The 21,118-nt window shown below is 73.4% G+C and carries 20 protein-coding genes; 12 read left to right on the plus strand and 8 right to left on the minus strand.

The window, feature by feature from the left end; all coding sequences use genetic code 11:
* Positions 1-82 precede the first annotated feature (82 nt).
* Genes E4622_RS22225 through E4622_RS22235 form a run of 3 tightly spaced genes read left to right on the plus strand, consistent with a single transcriptional unit; the run spans position 83 to position 1,475 of the window.
* Positions 83-670: a hypothetical protein gene (locus tag E4622_RS22225; protein WP_134742421.1), complete on the plus strand. Its 588-nt coding sequence runs from the start codon at positions 83-85 to the stop codon at positions 668-670.
* Between the two features lie 39 nt (positions 671-709).
* Positions 710-1,132 carry a hypothetical protein gene (locus E4622_RS22230; RefSeq protein ID WP_134742422.1) on the plus strand — a complete coding sequence of 141 codons (423 nt, stop codon included), beginning with the start codon at positions 710-712 and terminating at the stop codon, positions 1,130-1,132.
* Positions 1,133-1,172: 40 nt separating this feature from the next.
* Positions 1,173-1,475 carry an MmcQ/YjbR family DNA-binding protein gene (locus E4622_RS22235; protein ID WP_134742423.1) on the plus strand — a complete coding sequence of 101 codons (303 nt, stop codon included), beginning with the start codon at positions 1,173-1,175 and terminating at the stop codon, positions 1,473-1,475.
* 4 nt (positions 1,476-1,479) lie between these two features.
* Here E4622_RS22235 and E4622_RS22240 read toward each other — a convergent pair whose 3' ends face one another.
* The 5 genes from E4622_RS22240 to E4622_RS22260 all read right to left on the minus strand — a co-directional run bounded on the left by E4622_RS22240 (position 1,480) and on the right by E4622_RS22260 (position 7,168).
* Positions 1,480-2,589, minus strand: a complete 1,110-nt coding sequence (locus tag E4622_RS22240) for an FAD-dependent oxidoreductase (RefSeq protein WP_134742424.1) — start codon at positions 2,587-2,589, stop codon at positions 1,480-1,482.
* Entirely contained in the window at positions 2,586-3,464 is an 879-nt protein-coding gene (locus E4622_RS22245) for a DUF1295 domain-containing protein (RefSeq protein WP_167736203.1), read from the minus strand. The genes E4622_RS22240 and E4622_RS22245 overlap by 4 nt, the downstream gene beginning before the upstream one ends.
* Positions 3,465-3,546: 82 nt before the next feature.
* Positions 3,547-5,664: a xanthine dehydrogenase family protein molybdopterin-binding subunit gene (locus E4622_RS22250; protein WP_134742425.1), complete on the minus strand. Its 2,118-nt coding sequence runs from the start codon at positions 5,662-5,664 to the stop codon at positions 3,547-3,549.
* Positions 5,661-6,659 (minus strand): xanthine dehydrogenase family protein subunit M, encoded by a 999-nt coding sequence (locus tag E4622_RS22255; protein ID WP_134742426.1) that lies wholly within the window; start codon positions 6,657-6,659, stop codon positions 5,661-5,663. The genes E4622_RS22250 and E4622_RS22255 overlap by 4 nt, the downstream gene beginning before the upstream one ends.
* Positions 6,656-7,168, minus strand: coding sequence for a 2Fe-2S iron-sulfur cluster-binding protein (locus tag E4622_RS22260; RefSeq protein ID WP_134742427.1), 513 nt, complete (start codon positions 7,166-7,168; stop codon positions 6,656-6,658). Before E4622_RS22260 ends, E4622_RS22255 begins: the two co-directional genes overlap by 4 nt.
* Before the next feature lie 99 nt (positions 7,169-7,267).
* Here E4622_RS22260 and E4622_RS22265 point away from each other — a divergent pair, with 99 nt between their 5' ends.
* From E4622_RS22265 to E4622_RS22280, 4 genes are read left to right on the plus strand one after another with little or no spacing between them, the layout of a single operon-like run.
* Positions 7,268-8,197: an SDR family NAD(P)-dependent oxidoreductase gene (locus tag E4622_RS22265; RefSeq protein WP_209022054.1), complete on the plus strand. Its 930-nt coding sequence runs from the start codon at positions 7,268-7,270 to the stop codon at positions 8,195-8,197.
* 52 nt (positions 8,198-8,249) lie between these two features.
* On the plus strand, positions 8,250-8,912 hold the full coding sequence (locus E4622_RS22270; protein ID WP_134742428.1) for a LysE family translocator: 663 nt from the start codon (positions 8,250-8,252) through the stop codon (positions 8,910-8,912).
* Between the two features lie 28 nt (positions 8,913-8,940).
* The gene (locus E4622_RS22275) at positions 8,941-9,690 is read left to right on the plus strand and encodes a fused MFS/spermidine synthase (RefSeq protein ID WP_134742429.1); all 750 of its coding nucleotides are present in this window, start codon (positions 8,941-8,943) and stop codon (positions 9,688-9,690) included.
* 41 nt (positions 9,691-9,731) lie between these two features.
* Entirely contained in the window at positions 9,732-10,238 is a 507-nt protein-coding gene (locus tag E4622_RS22280) for a DUF2243 domain-containing protein (protein ID WP_134742430.1), read from the plus strand.
* A gap of 174 nt (positions 10,239-10,412) precedes the next feature.
* Here the strand turns inward: E4622_RS22280 and E4622_RS22285 are convergent, their stop codons facing one another.
* Positions 10,413-10,757: a hypothetical protein gene (locus tag E4622_RS22285; protein WP_134742431.1), complete on the minus strand. Its 345-nt coding sequence runs from the start codon at positions 10,755-10,757 to the stop codon at positions 10,413-10,415.
* A gap of 139 nt (positions 10,758-10,896) precedes the next feature.
* Here E4622_RS22285 and E4622_RS22290 point away from each other — a divergent pair, with 139 nt between their 5' ends.
* The 5 genes from E4622_RS22290 (at position 10,897) to E4622_RS22310 (ending at position 18,935) form a co-directional block, all read left to right on the plus strand.
* Positions 10,897-11,784, plus strand: coding sequence for a MerR family transcriptional regulator (locus E4622_RS22290; RefSeq protein ID WP_167736204.1), 888 nt, complete (start codon positions 10,897-10,899; stop codon positions 11,782-11,784).
* Positions 11,785-12,039: 255 nt separating this feature from the next.
* The gene (gene glgX, locus E4622_RS22295; protein WP_245156157.1) at positions 12,040-14,211 is read left to right on the plus strand and encodes a glycogen debranching protein GlgX; all 2,172 of its coding nucleotides are present in this window, start codon (positions 12,040-12,042) and stop codon (positions 14,209-14,211) included.
* Between the two features lie 3 nt (positions 14,212-14,214).
* Positions 14,215-16,503, plus strand: a complete 2,289-nt coding sequence (gene treY, locus E4622_RS22300; protein ID WP_134742434.1) for a malto-oligosyltrehalose synthase — start codon at positions 14,215-14,217, stop codon at positions 16,501-16,503.
* Positions 16,503-18,245 carry a malto-oligosyltrehalose trehalohydrolase gene (gene treZ / locus E4622_RS22305; protein ID WP_134742435.1) on the plus strand — a complete coding sequence of 581 codons (1,743 nt, stop codon included), beginning with the start codon at positions 16,503-16,505 and terminating at the stop codon, positions 18,243-18,245. Before treY ends, treZ begins: the two co-directional genes overlap by 1 nt.
* 180 nt (positions 18,246-18,425) lie before the next feature.
* Positions 18,426-18,935 (plus strand): DinB family protein, encoded by a 510-nt coding sequence (locus tag E4622_RS22310; RefSeq protein ID WP_134742436.1) that lies wholly within the window; start codon positions 18,426-18,428, stop codon positions 18,933-18,935.
* 8 nt (positions 18,936-18,943) lie between these two features.
* Here E4622_RS22310 and E4622_RS22315 read toward each other — a convergent pair whose 3' ends face one another.
* Positions 18,944-20,161, minus strand: coding sequence for a SigE family RNA polymerase sigma factor (locus tag E4622_RS22315; protein WP_134742437.1), 1,218 nt, complete (start codon positions 20,159-20,161; stop codon positions 18,944-18,946).
* 60 nt (positions 20,162-20,221) lie between these two features.
* Positions 20,222-21,118: HNH endonuclease signature motif containing protein (locus tag E4622_RS22320; RefSeq protein ID WP_134742438.1), on the minus strand; the 897-nt coding region annotated here is incomplete at its 5' end.

Raw genomic sequence — 21,118 nt, forward strand, 5'->3', positions numbered from 1 at the left:
CAGCCTTCCCCGGGAGGCCGTCGCCCAACCGGCATGGGACCCGCCGTCGGGGGTACCCCCGGAGTCGGCACGAAGGGACCCGATGGATGCCAAGGGAGTCGACCGGCCGATGGCCGTGGTGGCGGGGCTGCGCCCGGACGTGGGCCGGCCGCTGGTCCGGGACCTGCTCGACCGGGGCTACGAGGTGTGGGCGGACCGGGCGTCGGTCCCGGAGGCCGGGCTGGTGCCGCCGGGGCGGGTCCACCGCCTGCCCGTCGACATCGACACCGACGGCGGCTGCGAGTTGGTCCTCGACACGATCGCGGCCGTACGGCGTCCGGTGGCGGCCGTGGCGTTGGGGGTCGTCCCGGGCTCCCCAGCCAGGCGACGCCTGGTCGGCACGCTGCACCAGTTCCTGATGGCCTGGGGGAGCGGAAGCCTGCTGCTGGCGTGCGACGCCCGCGACGGGGGTGCCTGGCGCTCCTGGCGCGACGTCCGCCGGGAGGCCAGGGCGTTGCGCGCGAGCGAGCGGGAGTCGGAGGTCGCGCGCGGCCGCCCGGGACGGGTCACCGTCGGCACGCTGCTGATGGTGTCGGGGCGCAGGCGCACCCGGCGTCCGGGCACGGCCGCCGCGCGGGCGCTGTTCGCGGGTCGGGACCGTGTCGTGCGCGCCGGACTGCCCGGCGCCTGACGGCCCGGCGTCCGACGGCGTGGCCCATGATGGTGAGCCATGAGGTTCACCGAGCACGAGATGACGGTGGCGGTCGACGCCGTGGCGCGCCGGCTCTTCGCAGCGACCCGCCCCCCTTGGAGGCGTGGCGACGTGGACGCGGCCTACGACGCGCTGAGCAGGGCCGAGGCCTACCCCCGCAAGTCGGCCGCCGGCGAGATCGTGCTGCCCGTGCTCACGGCGCTGCCCGAGCGGGCGACCGTGGGCGCGCGTCCGGAGTTCAGCGACGCCGAGCTCGAGCAGGCCGCCGAGGAGGGCAGCCGACAGCTGCTCGACCACCGCACTCCCGGAGCCTGGGACGCGATGCCGGCCCGGCGCCGGCGGCGGCTCGTGACGGCCGCCGCGGAGCTCACCCGGGTGGGCGTCGCCGCGATGCCGGTGCGCCAGGACCCTGACGCCCTGGTCGTGCCCGACCACCTGTGAGTCCTGGACGCCGTCGGTCGGCGTTCCTAGGGTCGGGACCATGACCCCCGAGGACGTCGCCGCCCACGCGAGCGGCCTGCCACGGTGCAAGCGCAAGGGCACGGCGTCCCGCCCGGCCTGGTACGTCGACGACCGGCTGGTCGTGCGGCTCGAGGACGCCACGACGCTCACCGTGCGGTCGACCTTCGAGGCCCGCGAGCGCCTGCTGGCAGAGCATCCCGAGACGTTCGGGGTGCCGCCCGCGATGGAGCGTCACCTCAAGGTGCAGGTGGTGCTCGACCACGGCAACGACGACGCGATCCGCGAGGCCATCAGCGCGGCCTACGAGCTGCAGCGGCGCTGAGCGCTCAGGAGCGCATGCCGCGGTAGATGCCGCGGCGCACGACCCAGGGCTGCAGCACGGTGCCGACCGACCAGGCGGGGATCCGGAAGGGCCGCCCGTTGGGGGCGAAGATCTCGAGACCGTCGGGCTGCGGTCCGAGAACCGAGCCCCACCGGCGACGCGGGGCGCGGAAGGCCGTGAGCTCGCGCCCGGCCGCCTGCGCGCGGATGTTGGCGGCCACCAGCTTGTCGGCGCGGTTGCGCGCCGAGGAGCGCAGCGGGTCCGACGCCGCGACGTCGCCGACGGCGAACACCTCGTCGTGGCCGGGGACCTGCAGGGTCGGGGTCACGCGCACGAAGCCGCGCTCGTCGAGCAGCTCGGGGGGCAGCCAGCCGGTGTTGGGTCGGACCCGGCCGATCGCCCAGACCACGGCGTCGGCGGACGAGGGCGGCTGCCCGGTGCTCCAGGCGACCGGGGCGTCGGTGATCGCGTCGCACGCGAAGCCGTCGGGCACGACGGCGCGGCGGCCCGGCCTCAGCACGACGCCGGCGTCGCTCAGCCGGCGGCGTACGTGGCTCCAGACGCGGGCGTGGTGCTGGGGCAGGGCGCGTTCGCCGGGGTAGCAGAGCTCGACGTGCGTCCCCGGGTGCGACCGGGCCAGGTTGAGGGCCGTGCTCACCGCCGCCGCGCCACCGCCTACGACGAGGACCGACCGGGCCGAGGCCAGGCGCTCGTGGTCGGCGCGGAGCGCGGCGGCCACCTCGTCGTGGGACTGCAGGTCCGGACGGCGCCAGAACCCGTTGCTGACGCCGGTGGAGATGACGAGGACGTCGTACTCCTCGGTGCCGGTGGTCCCGTCGGCGGCCGTGACGCCGACGGAGCGCGCGCGGAGGTCGAGGCCGGTGAGGGTGCCGTGGACCGTGCGGGTGCGGTCGAGGCGGCGGAACCGGTCGAAGGGGACCAGGTAGTCGCGCGACCAGTCGTCGGGAGCCGCGAGGCGCAGACCGAGCTCCTGGCCGCTGACGAGCGCGGGCTTGGCCGAGATCCCCACGACGTCGGCGTGCCGGGACAGGTGGATCGCGGTGAGCAGCCCGCTGTCGCCGAGCCCGGCGACCAGGACCCGCGGTCGGCTCACGCGGTCGCCCGGCGCGGGGGCCGCGGCACGAAGCGGGGGACGCGGTCGACGACGTCCTGGTACGTCGGGCGCCGCTCCAGGCTGCGCTCCTCCATCATCGGGATGCTCGCGCCGAGGAACATCGCCAGCATCATCACGGCGCCCACGAGCACCCACCAGGAGCCGGGGGAGGCGGCCAGGCCGAACAGGCCGAGCGCGAGCCAGAACCCGAACTCGCCGAAGTAGTTGGGGTGGCGCGACCAGCCCCAGAGGCCACGGTCCATGACCTCGCCCGGGCGCCGGTCTCGCACGAAGCGGTGCATCTGGACGTCGGCGGCGAGCTCCAGCGCGACGGCGGCCAGGCCCACGACGAGCGCGACGGCGTCCAGCCAGCCGACGTCTCGGCCCGTGCGGGTCACCGCGACGTAGACCGGCACCATGCCCAGGAACACCTGGAAGGTGGGGATCAGGTGGATCGCGACCAGGTCGACCAGCGGCTCCCACCTCCCGGCCTTGTCCTTGAGCAGCGGGTAGCGCCAGTCCTCGTGGTGCAGGCCCGGGAAGGCGTAGACCCAGTTGGCCGTCAGGCGCACCGCCCAGACCAGGATGACGACCATGACCAACCAGGCTCGGGTGTCGTTCACGTCGGGGCTCGCCGAGGCCCACCAGTAGGCGGCCAGGACCGGTGGCAGCACGCTCCAGTAGGCGTCGTAGAAGCTGGAGTTGCCGTAGCGACGGCTGAACGCGTAGACGACCAGCGTGGCCAGCACGTCCGCGACGAGCCCGTCCAGCCAGAGCCACCGGGTGTCGGGCCCCCAACCGAGCCAGGCGCCCGCCACGAGCAGCCCGATGAGGTAGCAGGCGGCCACGCGGAGCAGGGAGCCGGTCTTGGTCATGGCGTGACGCTAGTCACTCCGGGAGCCCGCGCGCAGCGAAAGACCGCGATTCGCGTACCGCGGGTATCTGGGCCGGCCGGCCTCAGCCCACGAAGCGGTCGGCGGTCACGGGGATCTGGCGCACCCGCACCCCGGTGGCGTGGAAGGTGGCGTTGGCGACGGCCGCCGCGGTGCCGACGATGCCGATCTCGCCGATCCCGCGCGAGCCCATCGGGTTGACGTGCGGGTCCTCCTCGTCGAGCCACACGGCCTCGATGCCGCGGACGTCGGCGTGCGAGGCCACGTGGTACGTCGCCAGGTCCTGCGTCACGACGTGGCCGAACCGGGGGTCGCGGTGGGACTCCTCGAACAGCGCCGCCGAGAGCCCCATCGTCAGGCCGCCCAGGAGCTGGGAGCGGGCGGTGACCGGGTTGAGCACGCGGCCCACGGAGTAGACGCCGAGCAGGCGCGGCACGCGCACCTCCCCGGTGTAGCGGTGCACCCGCGTCTGCGCGAAGACCGCACCGAACGCGTGCGTCGCGTACTGCTCCATGCCGGGGCTCTGCGCCGCCGAGGCGGTCGTGTGCACCCCGGAGTCCGGGTCCTCGCCGTGGTCGCGGCGGAAGAGCTGGGCGGCGGCCACGATGGCCGAGCCCCACGAGCTGGTGCCGGAGGAGCCCCCGGCCACGGTTGCCATCGGCAGGTCCGTGTCGGCGATCTCCAGGTCGACGGCCTCGACCGCGCAGCCCAGCGCGTCGGCCGCGATCTGGGCCAGCACGGTGCGCGCACCGGTCCCGATGTCGACCGCGCCCACCGCCACGGAGTAGCGCCCTCCGCCGAGGGCGGAGACCCGCGCCTGGCTGCCGGCCTGCGTCATCGTCGGGTACGTCGCACTGGCCACGCCGGTGCCGACCCACCACTCGCCGTCGGCGGTGGCGCGCGGCTCGGGCGTGCGGTCCGCCCACCCGAAGAGGTCGGCGCCGCGCTCGAGGCACTCGACCAGCCGCCGGCCGGAGAACGGCTTGCCGGTCTCGGGGTCCACGTCGGGCTCGTTGCGCAGCCGCAGCTCGATCGGGTCGAGGCCGCAGGCGATCGCGAGCTCGTCCATGGCGATCTCGTGGGCGTAGACGCCCGGCATCTCCCCGGGCGCGCGCATCCACGACGGCACGGCGACGTCGAGCTCGACGAGGCGGTGGCGGGTGCGGCGGTGCGGGGCGGCGTAGAGCATCCGGGTCGGGGTCGCGGTCTGCTCGGCGTACTCCTTGAGGGCCGACGTCTGCTCCCGGACCTGGTGGTCGATGGCCAGCAGGGTGCCGTCGGCGCGGGCGCCGAGGCGGAAGTGCGACACGGTGGCGGTGCGGTAGCCGGTCAGCGCGAACATCTGCTGGCGCGTCACCGCCAGCTTGACCGCACGCCCCGGCACCGTCCGAGCCGCCAGGACGGCCGCCATCTCCGGCGCGTGGGGAAGGCCCTTGCTGCCGAACCCGCCGCCGACGTACGGCGCACGCACGCGCACGCGGTCCTTCTCCAGGCCGAGCATCGGCGCCAGCGTCGCGGCGACCGGGTGCACGCCCTGCGTCGAGTCGACCAGCGTGACCCGCGGGCCGTCGTCGTCCTCGAGCCAGGTGACGCTCAGGGCGTGCGGCTCGAGCGGGTTGTTGTGCTCGTAGGCCGTGCGATAGGTCTGGTCGACGACCACGTCGGCCTCGGCCAGACCCGCCTCGACGTCGCCGTCGTCGCTGTCGGTGGGCTGGTCGGGGTTGACGCTCTCGGGCGCGTAGGCCGGGGAGTCGTCGCGCAGCTCCGCCCGGTGGGGCTCCGTCTCGTAGCGCGCCGTCACCAGCGCCGCTCCCTCGCGGGCCGCCTCGGAGGTCTCGGCGAGCACGGCGGCGACGATCTGGCCGCGGAACGCGACCCGGTCGTCCTGGAGGACCACCAGCTCGGGGTCGGTGGTGTCCGGGTCGTCGGTGACCAGCCGCGGCGCGTTGGTGTGGTCGAGCACCGACACCACGCCCGGGTGCGCCAGCGCCGCGGCGGTGTCGAGGTCGACGAGCCGGCCGCGGGCGACGGTCGACTGCACCAGCCACAGGTGCAGGGGGTCGTCGGCCGGGTGCTCGACGGCGTACGTCGCCAGGCCGGTGACCTTGGCGGGCCCGTCGGCGCGCAGGCGGGCCGAGCCCATGGCGCGGGCCGGGACGGGGTCGGGGAGCAGCTCGGTCATCGGTCCTCCTTCGCGAGGCGCCCCAGGACGAGGGCGGAGACGTTGCGCACCATCGGCACCTTGAAGGCGCTGTCCTCGGACGTGACAGCCGCCGCGAGCTCACGGTCGCACGCCGCGAGCACGGCCTCCTCGCTGAAGGTCGAGCCGCGCAGGGCGTCCTCGGCGACGGTGGCGCGCCACGGGCGGTGGGCGACTCCGCCCCAGGCGAGGCGCACGTCGGTCACCGTGTCGCCGTCCAGCTGCAGGGCGCCGGCCACGGACACGAGCGCGAAGGCGTAGGACGCGCGGTCGCGGGCCTTGTAGTAGGTCGAGCGGCGGGTCAGGCGGCCCGCGGTCAGCTCCACGGCGGTGATGAGCTCGCCGTGGGCGAGCGTCGTGTCCTCCTCGGGCCGGTCGCCCGGCAGCCGGTGGAGCTCGCGGACCGGCAGGCGCCGCTCGCCCTCGGCCCCGCGGACGACCACGGTGGCGTCGAGAGCGGCGAGCGCGACCGCCAGGTCCGAGGGGTGGGTCGTCACGCAGGCCTCGCTCGCGCCCAGGATCGCGTTGTAGCGCGCGTAGCCCCCGATGGCGGAGCAGCCGGTGCCGGGCTCCCGCTTGTTGCAGGGCGTCGTGACGTCCTGGAAGTAGACGCAGCGGGTGCGCTGCAGGAGGTTGCCGGCGGTGGTCGCCTGGTTGCGGATCTGTCCGGAGGCGCCCGAGAGCAGGGCGCGGGCGACGGCGGGGAACACGCTGCGCACGACCGGGTGGGCCGCCACGTCGCTGTTGCGGACGTTGGCGCCGACCCGCAGGACCGGGCCGTCCTCGCCGGCGACCTCCTCGACCTCGTCGAGCGGCAGGCGGCGTACGTCGACGAGCAGCTCGGGCGACGTGACGCCGAGCTTGAGGTGGTCGACCAGGTTGGTCCCGCCGCCGAGGTACTGGGCGCGCGGGTTGTCGGTCACCGCGGCCACGGCCGCGCCCACGTCGTCGGGCCGGAGGTAGGCCAGCTCTCTCATGACCGGGCCGCCTCGCGCACGGCGGCCAGGATTCCGGCGTAGGCGCCGCAACGGCACAGGTTGCCGCTCATCCGCTCGCGGATCTCGTCGTCGTCGAGCTCGGGGACGGCCTCCAGGTCGTCGGTGACGTGGCTGGGGTGGCCCTGCTCGGCCTCGTCGAGCATCCCGACCGCCGAGCAGACCTGACCTGGTGTGCAGTAGCCGCACTGGAGGCCGTCGTGGTCGAGGAACGCCCGCTGCACCGGGTGCAGCTCGTCGTCGGAGGCCGCGGCCAGGCCGGCGGAGGTCACGACCTCGGCGCCGTCGTGGGCGACCGCGAGCGCGAGGCAGGTGAGGTGGCGGCGGCCGTCGAGCAGCACGGTGCACGACCCGCACTGACCGTGGTCGCAGCCCTTCTTGGGCGAGGTGTTGCCCAGTCGCTCGCGCAGCAGGTCGAGCACCGTGGTGCGGGTGTCGACCGTCGTGCGGTGCTCGGTGCCGTCGACGGTGAGCGTGATCTCGGCCTGCATGGCGCCTCCTGGGGGTCGGCCTCCCGGTGACCCGTGGGCGGCGTCCCAAACCGGGGCGGCGGGTTCGATGCCTCGACGACGAGCGGGTACCTGGACGTCGTGAACGTCGAAGAGCGGATCGTCCTCGTGACCGGAGCGTCGAGCGGGATCGGGCTGGCCACCTGCCTGCGCGCGAGCAGGCAGGGCGCCCACGTCGTGCTCGTGGCCCGCGGCGTGACGGCGCTGGAGGAGGCGGCGCGCCAGTGCGCGGAGGCCGGCGCCGGGTCCACCCTGGTGCTGCCGGCCGACGTCGGTGACGACGAGGCGGTCGCGAGCGTCGTCGGTGCCGTCCTGGAGCGCCACGGTCGCCTCGACGCGGTGGTGAGCAACGCCGGCGTCGTGGCCTACGGCCGCACCGAGGACGTGCCGGCCGAGGTCTTCGACCGGGTCCTGCGGACCAACCTGACCGGGTCGGTGAACGTCGCCCGCCACGTGCTGCCGGTGCTGCGCCGCCAGCAGGAGGGGTCGCTGCTCTTCGTGGGGTCGGTCATCGGCCACATCGGCGTCCCGACCATGAGCGCCTACGTGCTGAGCAAGTGGGGCGTGCGGGCGCTCGCCCGCCAGCTCCAGCTGGAGAACCGCGACCTCGGCGACGTCCACATCGGCTACGTCGCCCCGGGCGGGGTCGACACCCCGATCTACGAGCAGGCCGCCAACTACGAAGGCGTCGTGGGGCGTCCGCCCCCGCCGGTCTCCAGCCCGGACAAGGTCGCGGCGCAGATCCTGCACCACCTCGACCACGACCACGCGCGCGAGCAGCTGACGCTGGCCAACGACGTGATCCGCTTCGGCTACCACGCCCTGCCGTTCGTCTACGACCGGCTGGTGGCCCCGCTGTTCCGGCTGGGCGCGGTCGACCTGACGCGGGAGACGCCGCCCACCGCCGGCAACGTGCTGGAGCCGCACGAGGCCGGCAACTCGCTCACCGGCGGCGCGGGCGGCGCCCTGGCCGGCATCCTGCGCAACGTCCGCAGGGCCGTGCGCCCCTGAGACGGCGCCGAAACGCGTTGTCGCGGGGTCGGGCAGCCGCCATACTCCGGGCATGGACCTCCCCGCGCCCACGGTCGGCCAATGGCTCGCGTTCGTGGCGGCGAGCATCCTGTTCATCCAGGTGCCCGGGCCGAGCCTGCTGTTCACCATCGGGCGCGCGCTGACGGTCGGCCGGCGCGACGCGCTGCTCTCGGTGCTCGGCAACGCCCTCGGCATCGTCGTGCAGGTGGTGGCCGTCGCCCTGGGGCTGGGCGCCGTGGTCGCGGCCAGCGCGACGGCGTACACCGCGATCAAGCTGGTCGGCGCCGTCTACGTCGTGTGGCTGGGGGTCCAGGCCATCCGGCACCGCGCCGACGCCCGCGGAGCGCTGGGGGACCTGGACGCCGACGAGGCCGCGACCGCGCGCGCCCGGTCGGCGCGGCGCTCGCTGCGGATCGGCTTCTTCGTGGGGCTCACCAACCCCAAGACCGTCGTGTTCTTCCTGGCCTTCCTCCCGCACTTCGTCAACGAGGCCGCCGGGTCGTCGAGCCTGCAGCTGCTGATGCTCGGCGCGGTCTTCGGGGTGCTGTGCGTGGCCTCCGACAGCCTGTGGGCCCTCGCGGCCGGGAAGGCGCGCGACTGGTTCGGCAGCCGGCCCGAGCGCCTCGACGCGCTGGGTGTCGCCGGCGGCACGATGATGGTCGGCCTCGGCGTCAGCATGGCGGCGATCGAGTAGACCACCCCGCCCGTGAGAGGGTCGCGGCGTGTGGGAGCTGCAGCCGACCGAGCGGGCCCGGGCGTTCGTGCTGAGCCACGACGGCCGCGCGCAGTCCCACGTCGATCTCGACGACCCGACGTACCTCGCCTTCGACTACGTACGCCGCATGGGCGACGTCGTGGACGTGCTGGCGACGCCCGGCGAGCCGTTGCGGGTCGTGCACGTCGGGGGAGCGGGGATGACCCTGCCGCGCTACGTCGCCGCCACCCGGCCGACCTCGGCGCAGGTCGTCCTCGAGCCCGACGAGGCGGTCACCGAGCTGGTGCGCGCCGAGCTGCCGCTGCCGCGTCGCAGCGGCATCAAGGTGCGCCCGGTCGACGGCCTGACCGGCGTCGCGGCCCTGCCCGACGGCCGCGCCGACCTGCTCGTCCTCGACGCCTACGCCGACGGGCGGGTGCCGGCCGAGCTCCTCACGCGCGAGCACACCGCCGAGGTGGCGCGCACGCTCACCCGAGGCGGCGCGTACCTGCTGAACCTGAGCGACCGCGCGCCGTTCGCCCACACCCGGAGGGTGGTGGCCGGGCTGCGCGCGTCGTTCGCCCACCTCGCGATCGGCGCCGAGCCGGCCACCCTGCGCGGGCGCCGCGACGGCAACGTGATGGTGCTCGCCGGGCGCGAGCCGCTGCCGGTCGAGGCGCTGCGGCGACGGGCGTCGGAGTCGCCGGCGCCGTACCGCGTGCTCGACGCGGACCTGGTCTCGGACTCGTTCGGCGGGGGCGTGCCCTTCACGCGGTGAGCCTCGGGCGTGGCCGGGCTCGACATGGGTACCCGGCGCGGATGACGACTCCGAGCCCGCCGACCGTCGCCGCCGGGCTGCTCTACGGGCTGGGTCTGGGTGGCTTCGTCGACGGGATCGTGCTGCACCAGGTGTTGCAGTGGCACCACATGGTGAGCCACGTGGACGACTACCCGGTCACCACGGTCGCCGGCCTGGAGGTCAACACGATGGCCGACGGCTTCTTCCACCTCGTCACGTGGGTGCTCGTGCTCGCGGGCTCGCTGACGACGATCCGCTCGTGGCAGCGCGGGCGACTGGCGCCGAGCTGGAGCTTCCACGGTGGCCTCGTCCTGGCCGGGTGGGGCCTCTTCAACCTCGTCGAGGGGATCGTGGACCACCACCTGCTCGGGGTCCACCACGTCCGCGACGACGTCGGCGCGCCCCTGTCGTGGGACCTGGGCTTCCTCGCCTTCGGCGCCGCGCTGGTGGTCGTCGGGGTCCTGGTGCACCGCCGCGGGAGGCGCGCGCTGCCGGCGGACCCGGTGGGGGTGGCGTGGCCGGGTTGAGGGACCGCGGTTGAATGTCCCGTGAGACCCCGGGTACCGAGGGTCTTCTCGACTCAGCTCCAGGTCGGGTGAACAGTCACTCCGCACCGCGGGTCGAGAGCCACCGTCTCCGCCCCTCTATCGGGCGGAGACGGTGTGCTGTCGGGGCCCGGTGACCGGGACGCGCGTCTTGCCTCAGGAGGCGACGAGCGCCGGCCGGGGAGCCGGCGCCGGGTCGACCGTCTCGTCCGCCAGGCGCAGGACCCACAGCAGCGGGTCCTCCGCACCGGCACGGAAGAGCGGGGCGCGGCGCCACACGTCGTGGAACACCCCGACCACGGCATCCTCGACGGCCGCATGGGCGTCCTCGGGGGTGGCGCGGCGGGACAGGCGCCGGCGGACGGTCGCACCGACCACGCCGTGCAGCAGGTCGAACAGCGTCCCCAGCGACGCCTGGTCGCCCCGCCCGCAACGGACCAGCAGCCCGCTGAGCATGCCCTCGCACGGCGAGGCGGCGGGTCGGGGGTCGAGGTCGGGCACGGGACCAGCCTGCTGGCTCCCCGCGTCGGGGAGAAGGGGCGAACTTATGCAAGAACTGACGAATGTTGCACAAACTCTGGAAACCGGGTCGGATGGAGTCGTCCGGGCGCGACACGCTCGGCGGGGGACGGGGGCGGGAGTGACCGGCGAGGACGCACGCATCGGGGACGGTCTCCCGATCCAGGAGGTCAGCCGCCTGCTCGGCGTCCCCTCGCCGACCCTGCGCTCCTGGGAGCGCCGCTACGGGATCCCGACCACCCCGCGCAGCGCGGGCGGGCACCGGCGCTACTCCCGTGAGGCGCTCGAGGAGGTGCGGCTCATGCGTGACGAGGTCGCGCGGGGTCTCAAGGCGTCGGCCGCCGCCCGCTCGGTCCGCGGCCAGCTCGACGCCGACGACCCGGCCCAGGTGTGGATCGGCCGCATGCTGGCGGCAGCGTCCGACCTGGACCCCGCCGCCCTGCGCACCGTCCTCGACGAGGCGATGGCGGCCCTCGGGCTTCCTGACACGTTGGACCGGGTGCTGATGCCGGCGATGCGACGCATCGGCAGCCTGTGGGAGGACGGGCGCTGCGACATCGGGCAGGAGCACCTCGCCACCGAGGCGGTGCGCGGCTGGCTGGCGCGCACGACCACGCTGGCGCCCTCGCCGACGGCGTCGGGCTCGGTCCTGCTCGCCTGCGGCCCCCGCGACCTGCACACGCTCGGCCTCGAGGCGCTCGCGGCCGCCCTGGCCTACCGCGGCGTCGGTTGCCGCTCGCTGGGCGCCCGGACCCCCCAGCGCACGCTCGTGACCGCGCTGGCGGCCACGGAGGCCGCAGCCGTGGTCGTCGTCTCGCACCTGTCCACCCACCGCCGCCAGGCCGTCGAGAGCCTCCAGGCGGTCGCCGGCTCCGGCTGCCCGGTCTTCTACGCCGGCAACGCGTTCGGCTCGCCCGACGCCCGTGAGGGCGTGCCGGGCACCTACCTCGGGGGCTCGCTGGGTCAGGCCGCCGACACCGTCGCCGACGTGGTGCTGGCGCTGCCCTGAGCGGGTCACCACGCCGGACGCGCGAGCGCGGCCCGGGCCGTCTGCGTGAGTCGACCGGGCCGCGCCGAGGAGTGGGGAGTCCGCCCGAGTCGGCCGGTGTCGCGCGGGTCCTGGTGCTCGAGGACGAGCTGCGGGCGCTTCGGGCGCGTGACCGACGCCGCAGGGATGGAACGGTCTGACCCCGGGTACTGGGACTCGTTGGACCGATCCAATAGGTTCAGCCCGACACTTCCCGATCCCATCACCGGAGGCACCGTGCTCGAGTCCTGGCCAGGTCAGGCCTACCCCCTGGGAGCGACGTACGACGGCTCCGGCACCAACTTCGCGCTCTTCAGCGAGGTCGCCGAGCGCGTCGAGCTGTGCCTCTTCGACGAGGACGGCGCCGAGGAGCGCGTGGAGGTGTGGGAGGTCGACGCCTTCATCTGGCACTGCTACCTCCCGCACGTCCAGCCCGGCCAGCGCTACGGCTACCGCGTCCACGGCCCCTACGCGCCCGACCAGGGCCTGCGCTGCAACCCGAACAAGCTGCTGCTGGACCCCTACGCCAAGGCGACGACCCGCGAGATCGACTGGGACCAGAGCCTCTTCGGCTACAACTTCGGCGACCCCGACTCGCGCAACGACGACGACTCCGCCGCCCACATGACGCTCGGCGTGGTGATCAACCCCTTCTTCGACTGGGAGGGCGACCGCCGCCTCAACTACCCCTACAACGAGAGCGTCATCTACGAGGCGCACGTCAAGGGCATGACCCAGCTGCACCCCGACCTGCCCGAGGACATCCGCGGCACCTACGCGGGGCTGGCCCACCCGGCGATCACCGAGCACCTCCAGCACCTCGGCGTCACGGCGATCGAGCTGATGCCGGTGCACCAGTTCATCCAGGACAGCACGCTGCTGGAGAAGGGCCTGCGCAACTACTGGGGCTACAACACCCTGGGGTTCTTCGCGCCGCACGCGGAGTACGCCGGCACGGCCCAGGCCGGCCAGCAGGTCCAGGAGTTCAAGGCGATGGTCAAGGCCATGCACGCCGCCGGCATCGAGGTCATCCTCGACGTGGTCTACAACCACACCGCCGAGGGCAACCACATGGGCCCGACGCTGAGCTTCAAGGGCATCGACAACCCGGCCTACTACCGCCTGGTCGAGGACGACCAGCAGTACTACATGGACTACACCGGGACGGGCAACAGCCTCAACGTGCGGCACCCGCACTCGCTGCAGCTGATCATGGACTCGCTGCGCTACTGGGTCTCCGAGATGCACGTCGACGGCTTCCGCTTCGACCTCGCCTCCGCGCTGGCGCGCGAGTTCTACGACGTCGACCGCCTCGCCACCTTCTTCGAGCTCGTGCAGCAGGACCCGGTGGTGAGCCAGGTGAAGCTGATCGCCGAGCCGTGGGACGTCGGCCCCGGCGGCTACCAGGTCGGCGGCTTCCCGCCGCAGTGGACCGAGTGGAACGGCGCCTACCGCGACGTCGTGCGCGACTTCTGGCGCGGCGAGCCGTCGCTGGGCGAGTTCGCCTCGCGGCTGGCCGGCTCCGCCGACCTCTACGAGCACTCCGGTCGCCGCCCGGTGGCGAGCATCAACTTCGTCACCGCCCACGACGGCTTCACGCTGGCCGACCTGGTCTCCTACAACGAGAAGCACAACGAGGCCAACGGCGAGAACAGCCAGGACGGCGAGAGCCACAACCGCTCCTGGAACCACGGCGTGGAGGGACCCACGGACGACCCGGAGATCCGGGCCTTCCGGGCGCGCGAGCAGCGCAACGTCCTGGCGACGCTGCTGCTGAGCCAGGGCGTGCCGATGCTGCTGCACGGCGACGAGATGGGCCGCACCCAGCAGGGCAACAACAACACCTACGCCCAGGACTCCGAGATCGCCTGGATGCACTGGGACGACGCCGACAGGCCGCTCGTGGAGTTCACCGCGGCGCTGATCAAGCTCCGCATGGACCACCCGACGTTCCGCCGCAAGCGGTTCTTCACCGGCAACACCGTGCGCACCGAGGTCCCCGGAGGGGAGGGTGACCGGCTCAACGACATCGTGTGGCTGCACCTGGACGGCCGCCCGATGGAGGACGCCGACTGGACCGACGGCTCCCAGGCGATCGGGATGTACCTCAACGGCCACGGCATCGCCGGCAAGGACGCGCGCGGTGAGGAGATCACCGACGACCACTTCCTGCTCTACTTCAACGCCGACGGCCCGGCCGAGCTCACGCTCCCGCCGGACGAGTACGCCGCCGCGTGGGACGTGGTGATCGACACCGCGGGCGGCGTCGACGGCCAGACGCCGTACCACGCCGGTGCGACGCTCAAGCTGGAGCACCGCTCGCTGGTGGTCCTGCGCGAGCACGTCGAGCCGGAGGCCGAGCCGGACCACTCCGTGGCAGCGTCGCTGGCGGCGCAGGACCGAGGCTGAGGCATGGCGACTCGGGCTCCGCAGAGCACCTACCGGCTCCAGATCACCGCCGACTTCGACCTCCACGAGGCGACGAGGCGGCTGCCCTACCTGCACGCGCTGGGCGCCGACTGGGTCTACCTGTCGCCGATCCTGGTGGCCGAGCCGGGCAGCACCCACGGCTACGACGTGGTCTCCCACGCGACGGTCGACCCGTCGCGTGGGGGCCACGAGGGCCTCGCGGCCCTCGCCGCCGAGGCCCGGCGCCTGGGGCTGGGCGTGCTGGTCGACATCGTGCCCAACCACATGGGCGTCGCCACGCCCGTGGAGAACGCGTGGTGGTGGGACCTGCTGCAGCACGGCCGTGACTCGGCCTACGCCGACTACTTCGACGTCGACTGGGACTTCGGTGGCGGCCGCCTCCGGATCCCCGTCGTCGGCGACGGCGACGAGGGCTCGATCCGGGTGGAGGACGGGGAGCTGCGCTACCACGACCACCGCTTCCCGCTCGCGCCCGGCACGAGCACCCACGACGAGCAGCACTACGAGCTCGTCTCGTGGCGCGCCGCCGACTCCGAGCTCAACTACCGGCGCTTCTTCGCGGTCAACACGCTGGCCGCGATCCGGGTCGAGGACCGCAAGGTCTTCGACGACAGTCACGTCGAGATCCGTCGGTGGTTCGACGAGGGGCTCGTCGACGGGCTGCGCGTCGACCACCCCGACGGCCTGCGCGACCCCGGCGGCTACCTCGACGACCTCGCGGACCTCACCGGCTCCGCCTACGTCCTGGTCGAGAAGATCCTGGAGCCGGGCGAGGAGCTGCCGCGCTCCTGGGCCACGGCCGGCACCACCGGCTACGACGCCCTCGGCATGATCGACCGGCTGCTCACCGACCCCGCGGGGCAGGCACCCCTCGACGCGCTGGAGACCCGGCTGCGGGGGAGCGAGGTCGACTGGCACGCGATGATCCGCGGCACGAAGCGGATGATCGCCGACGGCATCCTGCACTCCGAGGTACGCCGGATCGTGCGCGAGCTGCCGCAGCCGCTGCGCGACGGCGACGCGGGTGTGGCCGGCCTGGAGGACGCCGTGGCCGAGCTGCTCGCGTGCTTCCCGGTCTACCGGTCCTACCTGCCCGAGGAGCGCTCGGCGCTCGACGACGCGTTCGCCGCCGCGCGCCGCTCCCGGCCGGACTTGACCGCCGTACTCGACGTGCTGGAGCCGGTGCTCGGCGACGCCGGCGACGAGGGCGCGGTGCGCTTCCAGCAGACCAGCGGCATGGTGATGGCCAAGGGCGTGGAGGACACGGCGTTCTACCGCTACTCCCGGCTGACCTCGCTCAACGAGGTCGGCGGCGACCCGAGCGAGTTCGCGCTGTCGCTCGACGAGTGGCACCGGCGCGTGGCAGACCGGCAGGAGCACTGGCCCACGGCGATGACCGCGCTGTCGACCCACGACACCAAGCGCGGCGAGGACGTCCGGGCCCGCATCACGGTGCTCTCCGAGGTGCCGCAGGAGTGGGACGACGCGCTGTCGCAGCTGCTCGAGCTGGCCCCCGCGCCCGACCCGGGCTTCGCCTCCCTGCTGTGGCAGGCCGTGCTCGGCTCCTGGCCCGCGTCGCGCGAGCGGCTGCACGCCTACGCCGAGAAGGCGATGCGCGAGGCCGGCGACCGCACCACGTGGACCGCGCCCGACGAGGACTACGAGGCGGCCGTGCACGGCCTGGTCGACGCGGCGTTCGACGACGCGAAGGTCCGCAAGGTCCTCGAGGACCTGCTGGCCCGCATCACCGGCCCCGGCTGGGGCAACTCGCTCGCCGCCAAGCTGCTGGCGATCGCGATGCCCGGCGTCCCCGACGTCTACCAGGGCAGCGAGCTGTGGGAGCAGAGCCTGGTCGACCCCGACAACCGCCGGTTCGTCGACCTCGACGCCCGCGAGGGCCTGCTCGCCGGCATCGGCGAGTGGGGACCCGTGCCGTCGGTGGCGCTGGACGACCTCGGCGTCGACAAGCTGCTCGTCACCACCCGCGCCCTGACCCTGCGCCGCGACCGGCCCGAGCTGTTCACGTCGTACGCCCCGGTGGCCGTCTCGGGCGCCGCGGCCGACCACGCCGTCGCGTTCGACCGCGGCGGTGCGATCGCGGTCGCCACCCGGCTGCCCGTCGGCCTGGCCGCCCGCGGCGGCTGGGGCGACACCACGCTCGCGCTGCCCGAGGGGCGCTGGCGCGACGTGATCTCCGGGCGGGTCGTGTCGGCCGAGGTGGCCGACATCCTCGCCACCCTGCCCGTCGCCCTGCTGGTCAAGGAGGACTGATGTCTCGCGGACGCTTCGACGTATGGGCCCCCCGGCCGAGCCGGGTGCGGCTCTCGGTCGCCGACGAGGTCGTGGAGATGACACGCGGCGCCGACGGCTGGTGGACACCGGCCGAGCCCGTGCCCGACGGCGAGGTCGACTACGGCTATCTCCTCGACGACGACGAGACGCCGCGGCCCGACCCGCGGTCGCTGCGGCAACCGTCCGGGGTGCACGAGCGCTCGCGCACCTACGACCCCGCCGCCTTCACCTGGACCGACGAGTCGTGGACCGGACGGCAGCTCGCCGGCGCGGTGATCTACGAGCTCCACGTCGGGACGTTCACGCCCGAGGGGACCTTCGACGCGGCCCTCGGCCGGCTCGACCACCTGCGCAGCATCGGCGTCGACTTCGTCGAGGTGATGCCGGTCAACGCCGTCAACGGCACGCACAACTGGGGCTACGACGGCGTGCTGTGGTCAGCGGTCACCGAGGAGTACGGCGGCCCCGAGGGCTACCAGCGATTCGTCGACGGCTGCCACGCGGCCGGGCTCGGCGTCATCCAGGACGTCGTCTACAACCACCTCGGGCCGTCCGGCAACTACCTGCCGCTCTACGGGCCCTACCTCAAGTCCGGCGCCAACACGTGGGGCGACCTGGTCAACCTCGACGAGGAGGGGTCGGGCGAGGTGCGCCGGTTCATCCTCGACAACGTCCGGCTGTGGCTGAGCCACTACCACGTCGACGGGCTGCGGCTCGACGCCGTGCACGCGCTGTCGGACTCCTCCGAGACGCACCTCCTGGAGGAGATGGCGATCGAGGTGGCGGCGTACTCCGCCCACCAGCGGCGCCCCCTCACCCTCATCGCGGAGTCCGACCTCAACGACCCGAAGCTGGTCACGCCCCGCGAGGCCGGTGGCTACGGCCTGGACGCGCAGTGGAGCGACGACTTCCACCACGCCGTGCACGTGGCGCTGACCCGCGAGACCGAGGGCTACTACGCCGACTTCGAGCCCGTCGGTGCGCTGGCGAAGGTCTTCGAGCGGGGCTTCTTCCACGACGGCACCTACTCGTCGTTCCGCGAGCGCGACCACGGCGTCCCGATCGACACGGCCGCGATGCCCACCTGGCGACTGGTGGTCTGCAGCCAGAACCACGACCAGATCGGCAACCGCGCCGTCGGCGACCGGATCACCGAGCACCTCGACGACGACCAGCTGGCCTGTGCGGCGCTGCTGACGATGGCCGGACCGTTCACCCCGATGCTCTTCCAGGGCGAGGAGTGGGCGGCCTCCGAGCCGTTCCAGTTCTTCACCTCCCACCCCGAGCCCGAGCTCGGCAGGGCGACGGCCGAGGGGCGCATCGAGGAGTTCGAGAAGATGGGCTGGGACCCCGCCGTCGTCCCCGACCCCCAGGACCCCGAGACGTTCCGCCGCTCCAAGCTGGACTGGGCCGAGCTCGAGGGCGGGCGGCACGCCCGGATCCTCGGCGTCTACCGACGCCTGGCCGAGCTCCGGCGCACCCTGCCGGACCTCACGGACCCGTCCTTCACCCGGACGTCGTGCACGGCCGACGAGGACGCCCGCACGTTCGTCATGGAGCGCGGCGCCGTCACCGTCGCCGTCAACCTGTCCGACGAGCCGCGCGTGGTCGACGTCCGGTCGGGGGAGATCCTCTTCATGACCGAGTCCGGCGCCGAGCTCGACCAGGGCCGCCTCACGCTTCCGGGACACGCCGGAGCGCTGCTGCACGTCGATGCCTAGGGGGGAGCAGCGACCGCGCTGCGAGCAGCCTCACCCCCCTGCTGTGCTGGATCGAGACCCCTCGAGCTGGTGCAGTCCCTGGTGGACGACGACGGGATCGAAGCGTCGCGGGTGTCCCCCCACCTGTCCCTGCAGCACGACGCGGACACGGTCAACGCCCGCAGTCGGTAGGTTCGGCGCGTGACCCACTCCCACCACGACCACGACGGCTTCGCCGCCCCTCTCCGCCAGCAGCTGGAGGACTTCCTCGACCAGCACCGCGAGGGTCTGCTCGCCTCCCTCGACGACCTCACCGACGAGGAGGCCCGCCGCTCGCTGGTGCCCTCGAAGACCACGCTCCTGGGACTGGTCAAGCACGCGACGTTCGTCGAGCTGGTGTGGTTCGACGAGGCCTTCACCGGCCGCTCCCGCGCCGAGATCGGCATCCCGTCCGGCCCCGACGAGTCCTTCGACCTCGAGCCCGAGGACACCGTGGAGAGCGTCCGGGCGGCCTACGCCGCGGCCATCGCCGCCTCGCGGGTCGCGGCCGCGCCGCTGGGCGTCGACGACGTCGTCACCGGCAACCGCCGCGGAGCCCTCCCGCTCCGCTGGATCTACCTCCACATGATCCGCGAGATCGCCCAGCACTGCGGCCACGCCGACATCCTCCGCGAGCAGGTGTTGGCCGCCCGAGACGCCTCCCAGGGCTGAGGACGGACCTAGAGCCGCAGCAGCTCGGTCGCGAACGAGGCGTCGTACGTCGCGGGCCAGCTCGTCGCTCGCCTGAGGGCGCCGCTCTCGACGTCCCAGGTGACGAGATGCTCCTCGGACGTGCCGCGGGGGAGCACGGAGAAGAGGACGGTGTCGTCGTCCAGCCACGCCCGGGGCGTGAGCGCCTGACCGACGTAGTAGGAGCTCGCGTCGCGCACCGGCAGGTAGCGGCGCGCAGCGAGTGTGTCGCGGTCCAGGGCGATGAGACCGTCGCGGTCGTCGACGGCGGGTGGCGAGGAGATGACACGGTTGCCTCGAGCGGCCACCAACGAAGTGGCTGACAGCACGGGGTGGTGCAGACCCTCCAGCAGATTGATGATGACCCTGCGCAGGCCGCCGGCGGGCTCCTGGCTCACCAGCTCGCCCTCACGCGACACGTAGGTCAAGAAGCCCTGCGGGTCCGCACCCCAGGCCACATAGCCCGTGAGCTCGGGCAGGCTCCGCTGCCGACCCGTCCCGAGGTCGACCAGCACGCCCGGCAGGTGGCTGCGCAGGACCAGCGAGCTGCTTCCGGGCAACCACGTCACCTCGATGCCCTCACCGGTCACGGAGTGGGGGACGTCGACGCGCTGCCAGGCCCCACCGTCGAGCTCGCGCCAGAAGAGCCCGCTGATCCCCGCGGCCGCCACGCGCCTGCCGTCGGGCGACAGCGCGGCGGTGCGTTGGACGAGCAGTTCAGGTGCGCCGTTGCGTAGACGCGCGAGAGCGGCGGCGCTCTGGGACTTGACGGTGCCGACGGTGATGCCGAGCACCTGGGCGGTCTCGCGCTCGGTGAGGTCGTCGAAGTAGCGCAGGACGACGACCGACCGCTGCGCGGGAGTCAGCCTCGCAAGAGCGCGCCGTACGACCAGTCCGGCCTCGGCGTCCGTGGAGACCCCGGACACCGGCTCGCGGTCGAGCACGGGGGTCGGATCCACGTTGACCTCGCGGCGGCGTCGTCGCCACCACGAGATGGTGTCCCGCACGACGATGGTGCGTGCGTAGGCGGTCGGTTGACCGCCCCGCAGGCGTGGCCATCGCATCGCGACCTTGACCATGGCCTCCTGGACCCGGTCCTGGGCGCGATGCAGGTCACCGGTCAGCAGCACGGCCGAGCGGAGGAGCTGACGCTCCGCGCCCACCGCCCATGCGGTGAACTCCTGGTCGTACTGCTTGTCGGACGTCATCGAAGGACCAACGCTCACACGCCCCGAGAAGGTTGGGGCGGGTTTCGTGAGGGCTGCTCCTCACTCCCGCTTGTGGAAGGAGACCTTGCCGCCCGGGTGGTGGGTCATGACGTAGCCGGGGTGGTGGGCCAGGGGGTGGTGGCCGGTGCACAGCAATCCGCCGCGCTCGACCGAGGTGTTGCCGCCCTGGGACCAGGGGTCGAGGTGGTGGGCGTGGCACCACGCCGAGGGCCGATCACAGCCCAGAGCGATGCAGCCACCGTCGCGGACGGCCATCGCGATCCGTTGGGCTTTGGTGTGGAACCGCATCCTGCGGCCGACGTCGAGGACCTGGGACTTCCCGCCCAGGACGACGGGGATGACACCGGCCTCGCACGCCATGCGCCGGGCCAGGCCGGGGCTGATGGGGGTGCCGGTGTCGAGCTGGGCTGCCTTGAGGCCGCCCATGAGCGTCTCGAGGGACATGGTGACCACGACGGTGGCGTCCATCCCACCCGCCTGGGGGAGCTTCTTGGTCGGGAAGCGGTCGATGTACTCGATGAACGCCAACCCCATCCCGTGCGGCGTCGAGCCCTCGCCGCCGGCCTTGGGTGCGGACAACGCGTCGAGGGGCTTGCGGAGCTTGTCGGCCTGATGGGTCGGGATCGAGAACCGGCCGTGGGTGGTGCCGTGGCCGTCGTCGTGCATCGTGAACCGCGCCTTCGCCTCGCCCTTGCGCTCCTGGGACTCGAGCTGACGGGCCGTCTCTGCCTCGCCGACCTCGGGGGCCACGACCTCCAGGACGTGCACGCCCAGGACCCGCAGCCGCTTGGCGTCGAAGTGCGCCGCCTCGGCGAGGAGGTGGTCCCGCGCCTGGTCCTTGACCACTGCTCCGACGTCGTCGGGGAGCGCGTCAACGGCCTCGACGATCACCTTCGCCTGGTCGGCCAGGATGTCGCCGCGACCCAGCGCCTCCTC

The sequence above is a fragment of the Nocardioides sp. 503 genome (assembly GCF_004522095.1).
GTDB lineage: Bacteria > Actinomycetota > Actinomycetes > Propionibacteriales > Nocardioidaceae > Nocardioides.

Coding starts and splice junctions, on each gene's coding strand:
- E4622_RS22250 (WP_134742425.1), bottom strand. CDS start 5,664: ATGACCGAGCTGCTCCCCGACCCCGTCCCGGCCCGCGCCATGGGCTCG.
- E4622_RS22255 (WP_134742426.1), bottom strand. CDS start 6,659: ATGAGAGAGCTGGCCTACCTCCGGCCCGACGACGTGGGCGCGGCCGTG.
- E4622_RS22235 (WP_134742423.1), top strand. CDS start 1,173: ATGACCCCCGAGGACGTCGCCGCCCACGCGAGCGGCCTGCCACGGTGC.
- E4622_RS22270 (WP_134742428.1), top strand. CDS start 8,250: ATGGACCTCCCCGCGCCCACGGTCGGCCAATGGCTCGCGTTCGTGGCG.
- E4622_RS22260 (WP_134742427.1), bottom strand. CDS start 7,168: ATGCAGGCCGAGATCACGCTCACCGTCGACGGCACCGAGCACCGCACG.
- E4622_RS22225 (WP_134742421.1), top strand. CDS start 83: ATGGATGCCAAGGGAGTCGACCGGCCGATGGCCGTGGTGGCGGGGCTG.
- treZ (WP_134742435.1), top strand. CDS start 16,503: ATGTCTCGCGGACGCTTCGACGTATGGGCCCCCCGGCCGAGCCGGGTG.
- treY (WP_134742434.1), top strand. CDS start 14,215: ATGGCGACTCGGGCTCCGCAGAGCACCTACCGGCTCCAGATCACCGCC.
- E4622_RS22315 (WP_134742437.1), bottom strand. CDS start 20,161: ATGACGTCCGACAAGCAGTACGACCAGGAGTTCACCGCATGGGCGGTG.
- E4622_RS22230 (WP_134742422.1), top strand. CDS start 710: ATGAGGTTCACCGAGCACGAGATGACGGTGGCGGTCGACGCCGTGGCG.
- E4622_RS22280 (WP_134742430.1), top strand. CDS start 9,732: ATGACGACTCCGAGCCCGCCGACCGTCGCCGCCGGGCTGCTCTACGGG.
- E4622_RS22245 (WP_167736203.1), bottom strand. CDS start 3,464: ATGACCAAGACCGGCTCCCTGCTCCGCGTGGCCGCCTGCTACCTCATC.